Here is an 11,976-nt window from a genome sequence, read left to right on the forward strand (position 1 = left end):
TGCAACCTGCCCCTTAGGAGGGGGCTGCTCTATCCAGTTGAGCCACGGGACCGCTTGCCTCCCATTATCGCCTGATGATCGCTTTGTCATCCACCTGCGCGAATTTTGCGCACCCGGCACACGCGCCTTGCCTGTCCCGGGAGAAACGATAACATCGCAGGCAGTTACTGCGTTTAGGAGGCCAGTTCCGTGGCAGATGATGATCCCCGCCCGCTCACCCTGAGAGATGTGTCCGAAGCCTCCGGCGTTTCCGAGATGACCGTCAGCCGCGTGCTGCGCAACCGTGGCGATGTCTCCGAGGCAACCCGCGCCAAGGTGCTCGAAGCCGCCAAGACGCTGGGCTACGTGCCCAACAAGATCGCCGGCGCGCTGGCCAGCCAGCGGGTCAACCTCGTGGCTGTCATCATCCCCTCGATGCGCAACATGGTGTTCCCCGAGGTCATGGCCGGGATTTCGGCGGTGCTCGAGAATACCGAGCTGCAGCCGGTGGTGGGCATCACCGATTACGAGCCCGAGAAGGAAGAGCGCGTGCTCTACGAGATGCTGTCGTGGCGCCCCTCGGGGGTGATCATCGCCGGCATCGAGCATACCGAGGCCTCGAAGGCGATGATGCAGGCCAGCGGCATCCCGGTGGTCGAGATCATGGATACCGACGGCAAGCCGATCGACACCGCCGTGGGGATCTCGCATCGCCGCGCCGGGCGTGAAATGGCCAAGGCGATCCTGCGCGCGGGCTATCAGAAGATCGGCTTCCTGGGCACCAAGATGCCGCTCGACTATCGCGCGCGGAAGCGGTTCGAGGGCTTCACCGAGGCGCTCGCCAAGGGCGGCGTCGAGGTGATCGAGCAGGAGTTCTACTCCGGCGGCTCGGCGCTGGCCAAGGGCCGCGAGATGACCCAGGCCATTCTCGAGCGCGAGCCCGAGCTGGATTTCCTCTATTATTCGAATGACATGATCGGCGCGGGCGGGTTGCTTTACCTGCTCGAACAGGGCCGCGACATCCCCGGCGAGATCGGCCTTGCCGGCTTCAACGGCGTCGAGCTGCTGCAGGGCCTGCCGCGCAAGCTTGCCACGATGGATGCCTGCCGGGCCGAAATCGGCAAGAAGGCGGCCGAGATCATCGCCGCCCGGGTCGAAAACCCCGATGCGGATTTTGAGAAGATCATCGAGATGACCCCAAAGATCAGCTACGGCGACACGCTGCGCCGCTGATCCCGCCGGGCGCGGATCACAGGAACGGGCGGCGCGGCAGGGCCTCGATCTCGGTCACTGCCAGCTCCGCCAGCGCCTCGAGATCCGGCACGCGGAGCTTGCCATCCGACCAGTCGACCACGCCCTGCGCGCGCAGGCGCGACAGCGTCTTGTTGGTGTGCACCAGCGACAACCCGAGCGCGTCCGCCAGATCCTGCTGACGATAGGGCAACGGCACGGTGCCGGTTTCGGCCTCGAGCCCGAGCCCGCGCAGCCGCACGAAGAGCTTCACCAGCGCCCAGGCGATACGCTCGGTGCCGTCGCGCTGGCCCAGCGTGGCGACGGTCTCGCCAAGAAAATACTCCTCGGCGGCGGCAATCCAGGTCAGATCGAACGCCAGCTCGGGCCGGTTGCGATAGAGCGTCCAGAGATCTTCGCGGCGGAACACACAGCAGCGCATCGGCGTTACCGCTTCGACCGAGTGATTCATCTCGCCCATGATGCCGGCCTGAAGCCCGATAAAATCGCCGGGCAGGACAAAATTGATCACCTGCCGGCGCCCGTCCTCAAGCGTCTTTTCACGTAGGCCCATGCCTTCGAGCACGGTGAAAAGCTGTGGGGTTTTCGCACCTTCCATCAGGATCTGCGTCCCCGGCCCGACCGCCATCTCCCCCGCCTTGAACTTGTCGAGGAAGTCCTTTTCCTCGTCGCTGTGCGGCAGGAAGGGGCCGCAGTCATGAAGCGGGCAGGCATGGCAGGAAATCATCTTCATACGAGCAACTCACGGGTTCGGTATGTCGCAGTTTAATGCGTGAGGCCCGGCTTTGTTCCATAGAGCGGGTTTGGGCCCCCTGATGGATGACATGACTCGCACCGAAGGCGCCGTGCCGCCCCTCTCCTTTCTCGTCGCGGTCAGCGACCAGCTCGTCGGCATCGACATTGCGGCGATCCTGCGCGACGCGCATCCCGATGCCGTGGTGGTCGCGGCGCCGGACCGGGAAGCGGCGCTGCTTTCGCTGCGCGAAAGTCCCGCTCCGACCCTCGCGGTGGTCTCGCTGAGCCCGCAGGAGGCGGTCTCATCGCCGCTCGGACAGGCACTGCGCGACATCGGGGCGCGCATCGTGCTGATGGGGCACGAGGCCGAACTGCATGGCGAGGCGGACGGGTTCGAGGTTCTGCACCGCCCGTTCCGCACCATCGACCTTCTGGCGCTTCTCGAGCGCTAGGCGGTTTCGGGAGGAATCGTCATGCCGCTGTCACAGGCCCGGCCTAGGACTCGGGCCGTTCCTTGATGCAATCCAGCGCACCACCAGACCTGTCCCCAGCAGATCGGCGCGCCCCGGAATTTTATCATGTTGTTTCAGATCATCAGGGGTGGCCGATTCGGCCACCCCTTTTTCCTGCGCGGCGGCAATCCCGGAACGGCTGAGCTCGGCCATCCGGCCAGCCCCGCGGAACCGCCTTCGCGTCCCGGGCAAACGCCTTTGACACGGGCAGACAGGGACAGCGCGCACAGTCCCCGAGCAGCGGCGTCACGAGATCGACTTGCCGCGAACGGGCACCATCCGAACGGCAGTTTTTCTGGTTCCGGACATCACGCGACTCAACAGCCAGTTGCGCGACTATTGAGAGAGGGGACACAGTGCCCTCATTTCGGCAAATCTGTCGACACAAATATCTTTCCGAATGTGTTTCAAGTCACTGAAATGAAAGGATATTAAACTTATCGCGAAGTTTTATTTGAGGTTTCCACGAAACCTCGACATTTTCTGCAAGTGAAAGTTGACCAAAATGAGGCACGACATGTGGAGACGTTTTCTGGAGAGGCTGCTGGGCGGCCACGGTGACGGCGCTGGGTACGACGGCAGCACGTCCTCTGTGCCGGAAATCGATGCCTCGACCGGCGCCCTTGCGATCGCAGTGGTGATTGCAGCGCTGCTGCTGGCCCGGCATCTGACCCGCAACGCCTGAGGTCACTGCGGCCCCGATCGCTCGGGGCCCGGTGCCAAGCGGTCTGAGGCATCACGCCTGAATCAGATCAGCGACCAATCGCCCGTTGCCCAGGCCGCTGCCGCGACAAACGCGTTGGCGACCATGTGAGCCAGAATGGCATCCGCGGCGCGATGTTTTCTCAAATAGATGAACGCGAATGCGAGGCCCGCCAAGCCGGCCTCCCACCATCTCCCGTGCAGGGCGGCAAAGGCCAGGGTCGACACCGCGACCCCTGCGATCGCCCGCACGGGGATGCGCGTCCCGAACAGCCGCCCGATCAGGTACTCTCGAAAGAACAGCTCTTCGATGATCGGGACGAAGAGGATCGTCCCCACCAGGCGGGCCGCGATCCACAGAGCCACGGCCCAGGGCGCCCAGCCGGGCAAGAGGCTGGCGTCGGGCTCGGGGGCCTGCCCCGCAAGCACCGGCCAGATCCAAAGCGCCCCCACGGCGAGCCCGACGAGCACGGGTGCCACGAGCGCGCGCCCCGCCTCGTGCGACAGGCCGCGCAGCCGTTGCGCGAAGGGCAGAAGCGCGAGGCACATTGCCGCCGCCACCAGCGGATAACCCGCAGCCGGTTCGACAAAGAACGCGTTGACCACAAGCGAGGCCAGCATGAAGACGATGAACGGCGCGATCAGAAAGGTCGCCTCTTCCCGCTTCAGAGAAGGCGTCGCGGCCGTCTGGCCGGATCGACTCACAGCGCGCGTTCCGGCCTCACGATGCAAAGCGGGGATCACGTGGCCTGCCGTCATGATGCTCAGCGCAAGCAAGGTAAAGAACAGCCAGCCCGCGTAGGAGTGGAAGCCATCCACTGCAAGTTCCGGTGAGATATGCGCACCGATCAGCACGAGGATCGCGATCCTCAGCACGTTGAAGACCCAGCTTGCCAGCAGCGCCAGCGGAAACAGGATGCCCCAGAACCGGCCCTGTCGCAGCGTGTCGTGAAAAAGCGCCGCGTAGAGCACGAGAAAGCCGGTGATCAGGACAAACCCCTCCATCCCGGAGCATTGCGGCGCGATCTCAACGGCAAAGCTGTCGATGCCCACGACGAAGCGGTCGACATCCGCGAAGGCAGAGGGATCCACGGCCCGCAATGTCAGAACGACCATGACAAAGGTGAGCAGGGTCAGCTCGCCATGCTGCCAGAGTCCTTCCGCAAGCAGGGCGATGTCCGGCAGGACGAAGACCCCTGCCAGCAGCAGAAAGATCCGTCCCCCCAGCTCTGTCGCAAGCCGCCGCCAGGCCGACCACGGCGCGACCCAGCGCATCAGGCTGACCACCACGCACAAGGCGCCGAGCGTCCAGCAGACCAGGGCAAGGCCGAGATCGCCGCCTTCGAGCTGCAGGGCCAGCGCCGGCGCAAAGAGGAGCACGGCTCCGGTGCCGTGCAGGACCCACGCCTTCCATCCCGCCGGAATGCCGGACGAGGCATATTGGGCAAAGCGCGAGAAGACCGGCCAGAGCGCCCAGGCGATGACCGCGAACGCCATCAGCACCAGGAGGCCGCGCACCACTGCGGTGCGGGCGATCCGGCAAATCATCAGAAGCTCGGTATTGCGACAGTCGAGATCGACGACGAGCTGGTAGACCCAGATCAGCAGCAGCATCTCGACCAACAGGATCGCCCCTGCGGCGCCCAACCGGGTCACCACCTTCGAAGCATCCTGTTTCCAGCTGTCTGCAATCATGCCCTGCCCCTATGGCCCCAAAACGCCTGTTCCGGCGCTTCTGGCAAAATATCATGCTATAACTATGACTTGAAAGCGGCGGAATGGGGCGGATTTTGCCTTTTCCTTCCGTGGCCTGCGCCATCCCCGGGGCCGGCTTCGCTGTGGCTGCGCTGGCGGGATCAGAACAGCTCTCAGACGCTTTACCCGGATGCGCCGAACCCACGGGCCATACTTGATCGTGTCGGGGCCGCGATGCCCGCGTCGCGGATCGCGCCGGTTCGGCGCCTCGCGCAGGCAAGAAAAGAGCGCGCCCGAAGGCGCGCTCTCATCGTCTCTCAATAGCGCCCTAGAAGGCTTACTTGAGCGCTTCGTCGGTGATCGCGTGGGTCCAGGCGGCCTCGCCCGGGTTCTCGGTGATCACCGGGTCGGCGCCGGCCGAGAGCAGAACCTCGACGGTGCGCTCGAAATCCGCCGGGTCCAGCGCGCCGTTCGAACCGGCGGTGAGCTTGGCGATCTCGCCCATCATGCGCTTCTGGTGCACTTCGGTCTGGGCGCCGGTGGCATCGTTCTCGAGCACGATCTCGGCGGCCTCGTCCGGGTTCTCCTCGGCGTATTTCCAGCCCTTCATCGAGGCGCGCACGAAGCGGGTCAGCTTGTCGACCATCTCGGGGTCTTCGAGGTTGGCCTCGGTGGTGTAGAGACCGTCCTCGAGCGTCGAGATGCCCTCGTCCTCATACTTGAAGACCACCAGATCCTCGGGCGTGAGACCCGCGTCGATCACCTGCCAGTACTCGTTGTAGGTCATGGTGGTGGCGCACTCGACCTGCTTTTGCAGCAGCGGATCGACGTTGAAGTTGATCTTCTGGATCGTCACGCCGCCCTCGGAGCCGTCGGTGGCGTAGCCGAGCTTGGACATCCAGGAATAGAGCGGCAGCTCGTTGCCGAAGAACCAGGTGCCCAGCGTGTGGCCCGGGAAATCCTCGGGGCTCTCGATGCCGTGCTCCTTGAGGCAGGTCAGCATCAGGCCCGACGACTTGAAGGGCTGTGCGATGTTGACGATCGGTGCGCCGTTCTCGCGCGCGGCCAGCGCCGAGGGCAGCCAGTCGACCATGACATCGGCACCGCCACCAAGCAGCACCTGCACCGGCGCGATGTCGGGACCGCCCGGCTTGATCGTCACGTCGAGGTCTTCCTCTTCGTAAAAGCCCTTGTCGGCGGCCACGTAGTAGCCCGCGAACTGGGCCTGCGTGACCCACTTGAGCTGCAGCGACAGCTCGTCGGCGGCGTGGGCGGAGCCCGCGGCCAGCGACAGCGCCGCGGCGGTGCCCAGTTTGGTGAGTGTTTTCATCATTACCTCCTTGTTGGTCTTTCTTGGTCCTGTTGAGTGTTTATTCTTTTGTTCAGCCCCGTTGCGACGGGTGCCAAAAGGTGACGGCCTTCTCGAGCAGCGCCATGCCGCCATAGAAGGCCGATCCCGCAATCGCCGCAACGACGATTTCGGCCCAGACGAGATCGAGCTGCAGCAGCCCGACGCTGGTGGAGATCCGGAAGCCCATGCCCCGGATCGGAGAGCCGAAGAACTCGGCGACAATGGCCCCGATCAGCGCCAGCGTGGTGGCGATCTTGAGACCGTTGAAGATGAACGGCATCGCCGCCGGCAGCCGCAGCTTGAGCAGCGACGTCCAGTAGCCCGCCGCATAGGTGCGCATCAGGTCGCGCTGCATCGACGAGGTGTCGCGCAGCCCCTCGACGGTGTTCACCAGCATCGGGAAGAACACCATGATGACGACGACGGCGGCCTTGGACTGCCAGTCGAAGCCGAACCACATGACGAGGATCGGCGCGGTACCGATGATCGGCAGAGCGGCAACGAAATTGCCCACCGGCAGCAGCCCGCGGCGCAGGAAATCGAAGCGGTCGACCACGATGGCGGTGCCGAAGGCGGCGGCGCAGCCCATGACGTAGCCGGTCAGCGCGCCCTTCACCACGGTCTGCACGAAGTCCTCCCACAGCACCGCGCCGGAGCTGGCCATGCGCGCCGCGATCACCGAGGGCGCCGGCAGCAGCACCGGGGAGATGCCGAAGCCGCGCACCGCCGCCTCCCAGACGAAGATGATGGTCAGGCCAAAGATCACCGGCACGGCCAGCGTCGTGGCGGTGCTGCGCGGCATCCGCGCCAGCCAGACGTTGAGCGCGGATCCGATGATCCAGGCGAGAAGGCCGAGCAGGATCCACATCACGCCATCCCCATCCGCTTGAGGGTGACGCGCTGCACCAGCCCGATCAGCCCGACCATCGCTGCGGCGACAATCGCCGCCATGAACAGCGCCGACCAGATCTGGATGGTCTGGCCATAATAGCTGCCCGCCAGCAGGCGCGCGCCAAGCCCGGCCACGGCGCCGGTCGGCAGCTCGCCGACGATGGCGCCGACGAGGCTCGCCGCCATGGCGATCTTCAGCGAAGCGAAGAAATACGGCATCGACGAGGGCAGCCGCAGGCGCAGGAACTCCTGCCCCTGGGTGGCATTCCAGGTGCGCATCTGGTCGAGCTGCATCATCGAGGGCGCGCGCAGCCCCTTCACCATGCCCACGACCACCGGGAAGAACGACAGGTACATCGAGATCATCGCCTTGGGCAGCAGCCCCGACAGCCCCATGGCGTTCAGCACCACGATGATCATCGGCGCGATGGCGAGGATCGGGATGGTCTGGCTTGCGATCACCCAGGGCATCACGCTCATGTCCATCACCCGGACATAGACGATGCCCACCGCCAGCGCGACGCCCAGCGCCGTGCCCATGGCAAAGCCCGCCAGCGTGGCGCTCAGCGTCACCCATGCGTGGTAGACGAGGCTGCGCTTCGAGGTGATCTTCTTCTCGACCGTGGTCTCCCACAGCTCGGTCACCACCTGATGCGGCGCCGGCAGCCGCGGCTTGTCCTGGCTCCAGGTCTCGAGCACCAGCTCGGCGGTGCCGATCTCGCGATCCTGCCTTGCGGCGGTATCGAGCACCCATTGCGCGTTGAGCCACACGGCGGCGGCGTACCAGATCGCCACGATGACGGCGACGACGGTCAGCACGGGAAGGAGGTTTCTCATCGGTGCCACTCCATGCGCAGCTCGGGCACGGTCTCCGGTGGCTCCGGGGCGATCTCGCCGCCGACCTGGACAAACCCCTCCCGGCGGTAGAAGGCCTGCGCCCGCCCGTTCGGCAGGTTGGTGTGCAGCCAGAGGAAATCTCGCCCCTCCTTTGCGGCGTCCATGAGCGCCTTGCCGCAGCCCGCGCCGGTGCGTGAGCAGTAGAGCGCGCCGATCTTGGCGGTCTCGGGATCAAGCGACAGATAGCCCTCGATCGGCGCGCCCACGACCCAAATGATACGATCGGGCAGCGCGGCGGCGATGAAGCCCTCGATCGCTTCGGCGGTTTCGCTGCGCGGCATCCAGTCGGTCTCGTCGATCCAGCCGTTGAGCACGGCGGCGATGCCCGGCACGTCCTCGGGCCCGGCGCGGCGTGGGGTGGGCAGCTCAGTCATAGGCATGGCCCGCGCGCAGCCCCTCGCGCACCCGGTGGGCGATCTCGAGGAATTCCGGCGTGTCGCGAATGTCGAGCGGGCGCTCCTTCGGCAGCGGGCTCTCGATCACGTCGGTGATCCGGCCCGGGCGCGGCGACATCACCACGATCTTGGTGGAGAGATAGACCGCCTCGGGGATCGAGTGGGTGACGAAGCAGATGGTCTTCTGCGTCCGCGCCCAGAGCGCCAGAAGCTGCTCGTTGAGGTGATCGCGCACGATCTCGTCGAGCGCCCCGAAGGGCTCATCCATGAGCAGGATGTCGGCCTCGAAGGCCAGCGCCCGGGCGATCGAGGCGCGCTGCTGCATGCCGCCCGAAAGCTGCCAGGGATACTTGTTCTCGAAGCCCGCCAGTTCGACCAGTTCGAGCACCTCGCGCACCCGCTCGGCCTGCGTGGCCTTGTCATAGCCCATGATCTCGAGCGGCAGGCGGATGTTGCCACCGATGCTGCGCCACGGGTAGAGCCCGGCCGCCTGGAAGACATAGCCATAGGCCCGCGCCTTGCGCGCCGCCTCGGGGCTGACGCCGTTGACCAGTACCTCGCCCGACGTGGGCTGTTCGAGATCGGCCATCACCCGCAGAAAGGTGGTCTTGCCGCAGCCCGAGGGGCCGATGAAGGAGACGAAATCGCCCTTCCCGACCTCGAGGTTCACATCGCGCAGCGCGTGCACCGGCCCGTCATTGGTCTGGAAGGTCAGGTTGAGTGCCTTGGCGGAGATCACCGATGTCTCGGCTTGCTGGGGCATGGCGTTGGTCACGCGAGAAGTTCCTCAGATATGTCTGACGCGCAGCCCAGCTCGGTGCCGGCGGCGCGCAGGCCTTGCTTGCGGGAGCACCGCGCCGGTCGGGCCGGCGCGATCCTATCCCAGGGAGTGGCGCGGGCAATGTGGCAGATCGACCGGCCCCGTCCCTCCTCCGGGAGCAGGGCCCGTCCGCCCATCGGCCGGTGCCGCTCAGACGCCGCTCGCCGGGATGCCGCTGCGCTCCACCGGGCGCGGCGCGGTCAGCTCCTTCCACGACGACAGCGCCTTGTTGACCGCGCCTGCGGGCGTGCGCTGGACGTACTTGCCGTGGCCCGGCGCGGGCTGCATCTCGCCATCCATCACCGCGACGCGGCCACGGGTCAGCACGTAGCGCGGCAGGCCCTTGACCTCCTTGCCCTCGAAGACGTTGTAATCGATCGCCGATTGCTGGGTGGACGCGCTGATGGTCTTGGTCTTTTCCGGGTCGAGCACGAGGATATCGGCATCGGCGCCCACAAGGATCGCGCCCTTCTGCGGGTAGCAGTTGAGGATCTTGGCGATGTTGGTCGAGGTCACCGCGACGAACTCGTTGGGCGTCAGCCGCCCGGTGCCGACGCCATAAGTCCAGAGCATCGGGATGCGGTCCTCGAGCCCGCCGGTGCCGTTGGGGATCTTGGTGAAATCGCCCACGCCATAGCGCTTCTGGTCGGTGGTGAAGGCGCAGTGATCGGTGGCCACGCAGGAGAGCGAGCCCGAGGCGAGCCCGTTCCACAGGCTGTCCTGGTGCATCTTGTTGCGGAACGGCGGCGACATTACCCGGCGCGCGGCGTGGTCCCAGTCCTTGTCGAAATACTCGCTCTCGTCGAGCGTCAGGTGCTGGATCAGCGGCTCGCCCCAGACCCGCTTGCCCTGCATGCGGGCGCGGCGGATGGCCTCGTGGCTGTCCTCGCAGGAGACATGCACCACGTAGAGCGGCACGCCCGCCATGTCGGCGATCATGATGGCGCGGTTGGTGGCCTCGCCCTCGACCTGCGGCGGCCGCGAATAGGCGTGCCCCTCTGGGCCGGTATTGCCCTGCGCCAGCAGCTTGGCCGAGAGCTCGGCAACGACATCACCGTTCTCCGCGTGCACCAGCGGGATCGCGCCGAGCTCGGCGCAGCGCTGGAAGCTGGCGTAAAGCTCGTCATCGTTCACCATCAGCGCACCCTTGTAGGCCATGAAGTGCTTGAAGGTGGTGATGCCGCGTTCCTTCACCACGGTCTCCATCTCGTTGAAGACCTGCTCCGACCACCAGGTGATCGCCATGTGGAAGGAATAGTCGCAATTGGCGCGGGTGGATTTGTTGTCCCACATCTGCAGCGCGTCGAGCAGCCCCTGCCCCGGGCTCGGCAGGGCGAAATCCACCACCATGGTGGTGCCGCCCGCCAGCGCCGCGCGGGTGCCGCTCTCGAAATCGTCGGCGCTGTAGGTGCCCATGAAGGGCATCTCGAGATGGGTGTGCGGGTCGATCCCGCCCGGCATCACGTAGCAGCCGGTGGCGTCGAGAACCTCGTCGCCCTTCAGGTCCGGGCCGATCTCGATGATCTTGCCGCCCTCGACCAGCACATCCGCCTCGTAGCTCAGATCCGCGGTCACGATGGTGCCGTTCTTGATGACTGTGGTCATATCTCTTGCTCCCTGTCCCAGGGGCGCTCCCCCGGTCTTCTTCTGTCTTCTTCTGGCCGGAAATATCCCGGGGGTGTGGGCGCCGCGCGCCCCCCCCCCCCCCCCCCCCCCCCCCCCCCCCCCCCCCCCCCGGCTCTGAGCCTACTCGACGATCTCCGCCGTCTCGAGCACCGCGTGCAGCAGCACCTCGGCACCGGCGGTGGCCCACTCCTTCGAGATGTCCTCGGCCTCGTTATGCGACAGCCCGCCGACGCAGGGGCACATCACCATGGTGGCCGGCGCCACCTTGGCGGCCCAGCAGGCGTCGTGCCCGGCGCCGGAGATCAGGTTCATGTGCGAATGGCCGAGCTTCTCGGCCGCCTTACGGACGTTTTCGACCAGCTCCGGTGCAAAGGTCACCGGGTCGAAATGCCCGACCGGCTCGACCGAACAGCCGACCCCGATCTCCTCGCAGATCTCCGCGGCGCGTTTCTCGACCTCGGCCCGCATGCCGTCGAGCTTCTCCTGGTCGGGCGAGCGGACATCGACGGTGAACACCACCGTGCCCGGCAGCACGTTGCGCGAGTTGGGCGAGAACTGCATCTGCCCGACGCCGCCCACGGCGTTCGGCTGGGCGGCCATCGCCACCTCCTGCACCATCTCCAGGATGCGCGCCATGGCGAGGCCGGCGTTGACCCGCATCGCCATCGGCGTGGAGCCGGTATGCGCCTCGCGTCCCGTCAAAGTGAACTCGAGCCACCACAGGCCCTGGCAATGGGTGACGACGCCGATATCCTTTCCTTCGGCCTCGAGGATCGGCCCCTGTTCGATATGCAGCTCGTAATAGGCGTGCATCTTGCGGGCGCCGGTCTCCTCGTCGCCCTTCCAGCCGATGCGCGCGAGTTCCTCGCCGTAGCTCTTGCCCTCGAGATCCTTGCGACCATAGGCATAGTCCTGGCTGTGCACCCCGGCGAAGACGCCCGAGGCCAGCATGGCCGGCGCAAAGCGTGCGCCCTCCTCGTTGGCCCAGTTGACGACCACGATCGGATGCTTCGTCTTGATGCCGAGATCGTTCATCGAGCGCACCGCTTCGAGCGCGCCCAGCACGCCCAGCACGCCGTCATACTTGCCGCCGGTGGGCTGGGTGTCGAGGTGGCTGCCGAC

The 11,976-nt window shown here is 65.9% G+C and carries 13 protein-coding genes; 3 read left to right on the forward strand and 10 right to left on the reverse strand.

Annotated elements, in window-relative coordinates; translation table 11 throughout:
- The first annotated feature begins 189 nt into the window (after positions 1-189).
- The gene (locus AC6RA4_RS17640; RefSeq protein ID WP_500162596.1) at positions 190-1,212 is read left to right on the forward strand and encodes a LacI family DNA-binding transcriptional regulator; all 1,023 of its coding nucleotides are present in this window, start codon (positions 190-192) and stop codon (positions 1,210-1,212) included.
- A 16-nt stretch (positions 1,213-1,228) separates the two neighbouring features.
- Here the strand turns inward: AC6RA4_RS17640 and AC6RA4_RS17645 are convergent, their stop codons facing one another.
- Positions 1,229-1,963, reverse strand: coding sequence for a Crp/Fnr family transcriptional regulator (locus AC6RA4_RS17645; RefSeq protein WP_500162598.1), 735 nt, complete (start codon positions 1,961-1,963; stop codon positions 1,229-1,231).
- 82 nt (positions 1,964-2,045) lie between these two features.
- Here AC6RA4_RS17645 and AC6RA4_RS17650 point away from each other — a divergent pair, with 82 nt between their 5' ends.
- Entirely contained in the window at positions 2,046-2,417 is a 372-nt protein-coding gene (locus AC6RA4_RS17650) for a hypothetical protein (protein ID WP_500162600.1), read from the forward strand.
- A 30-nt stretch (positions 2,418-2,447) separates the two neighbouring features.
- Here AC6RA4_RS17650 and AC6RA4_RS17655 read toward each other — a convergent pair whose 3' ends face one another.
- Positions 2,448-2,630: a hypothetical protein gene (locus AC6RA4_RS17655; protein ID WP_500162602.1), complete on the reverse strand. Its 183-nt coding sequence runs from the start codon at positions 2,628-2,630 to the stop codon at positions 2,448-2,450.
- A gap of 364 nt (positions 2,631-2,994) precedes the next feature.
- On the opposite strand from AC6RA4_RS17655, the gene AC6RA4_RS17660 reads away from it, so the two are divergent.
- The gene (locus AC6RA4_RS17660; protein WP_500162603.1) at positions 2,995-3,162 is read left to right on the forward strand and encodes a VPEID-CTERM sorting domain-containing protein; all 168 of its coding nucleotides are present in this window, start codon (positions 2,995-2,997) and stop codon (positions 3,160-3,162) included.
- A 62-nt stretch (positions 3,163-3,224) separates the two neighbouring features.
- On the opposite strand, the gene xrtE is transcribed toward AC6RA4_RS17660, so the two are convergent.
- The 8 genes from xrtE to AC6RA4_RS17700 all read right to left on the reverse strand — a co-directional run.
- On the reverse strand, positions 3,225-4,793 hold the full coding sequence (gene xrtE / locus AC6RA4_RS17665; protein WP_500162604.1) for an exosortase E/protease, VPEID-CTERM system: 1,569 nt from the start codon (positions 4,791-4,793) through the stop codon (positions 3,225-3,227).
- 418 nt (positions 4,794-5,211) lie between these two features.
- Positions 5,212-6,204: an ABC transporter substrate-binding protein gene (locus AC6RA4_RS17670; RefSeq protein ID WP_500162606.1), complete on the reverse strand. Its 993-nt coding sequence runs from the start codon at positions 6,202-6,204 to the stop codon at positions 5,212-5,214.
- 52 nt (positions 6,205-6,256) lie between these two features.
- The gene (locus tag AC6RA4_RS17675; protein ID WP_500162608.1) at positions 6,257-7,093 is read right to left on the reverse strand and encodes an ABC transporter permease; all 837 of its coding nucleotides are present in this window, start codon (positions 7,091-7,093) and stop codon (positions 6,257-6,259) included.
- Entirely contained in the window at positions 7,093-7,953 is an 861-nt protein-coding gene (locus tag AC6RA4_RS17680; RefSeq protein ID WP_500162610.1) for an ABC transporter permease, read from the reverse strand. Before AC6RA4_RS17680 ends, AC6RA4_RS17675 begins: the two co-directional genes overlap by 1 nt.
- Complete coding sequence (locus AC6RA4_RS17685) at positions 7,950-8,387, reverse strand: GNAT family N-acetyltransferase (protein WP_500162612.1); 438 nt, start codon at positions 8,385-8,387, stop codon at positions 7,950-7,952. The genes AC6RA4_RS17680 and AC6RA4_RS17685 overlap by 4 nt, the downstream gene beginning before the upstream one ends.
- Complete coding sequence (locus AC6RA4_RS17690; protein WP_500162618.1) at positions 8,380-9,171, reverse strand: ABC transporter ATP-binding protein; 792 nt, start codon at positions 9,169-9,171, stop codon at positions 8,380-8,382. Before AC6RA4_RS17690 ends, AC6RA4_RS17685 begins: the two co-directional genes overlap by 8 nt.
- A gap of 207 nt (positions 9,172-9,378) precedes the next feature.
- Entirely contained in the window at positions 9,379-10,833 is a 1,455-nt protein-coding gene (hydA, locus tag AC6RA4_RS17695) for a dihydropyrimidinase (protein WP_500162614.1), read from the reverse strand.
- A 141-nt stretch (positions 10,834-10,974) separates the two neighbouring features.
- Positions 10,975-11,976: Zn-dependent hydrolase (locus AC6RA4_RS17700; protein WP_500162616.1), on the reverse strand; the 1,002-nt coding region annotated here is incomplete at its 5' end.

This window comes from Salipiger sp. (assembly GCF_059781815.1).

Coding starts and splice junctions, on each gene's coding strand:
- AC6RA4_RS17685 (WP_500162612.1), bottom strand. CDS start 8,387: ATGACTGAGCTGCCCACCCCACGCCGCGCCGGGCCCGAGGACGTGCCG.
- AC6RA4_RS17650 (WP_500162600.1), top strand. CDS start 2,046: ATGGATGACATGACTCGCACCGAAGGCGCCGTGCCGCCCCTCTCCTTT.
- AC6RA4_RS17645 (WP_500162598.1), bottom strand. CDS start 1,963: ATGAAGATGATTTCCTGCCATGCCTGCCCGCTTCATGACTGCGGCCCC.
- xrtE (WP_500162604.1), bottom strand. CDS start 4,793: ATGCTGCTGCTGATCTGGGTCTACCAGCTCGTCGTCGATCTCGACTGT.
- AC6RA4_RS17660 (WP_500162603.1), top strand. CDS start 2,995: ATGTGGAGACGTTTTCTGGAGAGGCTGCTGGGCGGCCACGGTGACGGC.
- AC6RA4_RS17655 (WP_500162602.1), bottom strand. CDS start 2,630: ATGGCCGAGCTCAGCCGTTCCGGGATTGCCGCCGCGCAGGAAAAAGGG.
- AC6RA4_RS17670 (WP_500162606.1), bottom strand. CDS start 6,204: ATGAAAACACTCACCAAACTGGGCACCGCCGCGGCGCTGTCGCTGGCC.
- AC6RA4_RS17680 (WP_500162610.1), bottom strand. CDS start 7,953: ATGAGAAACCTCCTTCCCGTGCTGACCGTCGTCGCCGTCATCGTGGCG.
- AC6RA4_RS17675 (WP_500162608.1), bottom strand. CDS start 7,093: ATGTGGATCCTGCTCGGCCTTCTCGCCTGGATCATCGGATCCGCGCTC.
- hydA (WP_500162614.1), bottom strand. CDS start 10,833: ATGACCACAGTCATCAAGAACGGCACCATCGTGACCGCGGATCTGAGC.
- AC6RA4_RS17690 (WP_500162618.1), bottom strand. CDS start 9,171: ATGCCCCAGCAAGCCGAGACATCGGTGATCTCCGCCAAGGCACTCAAC.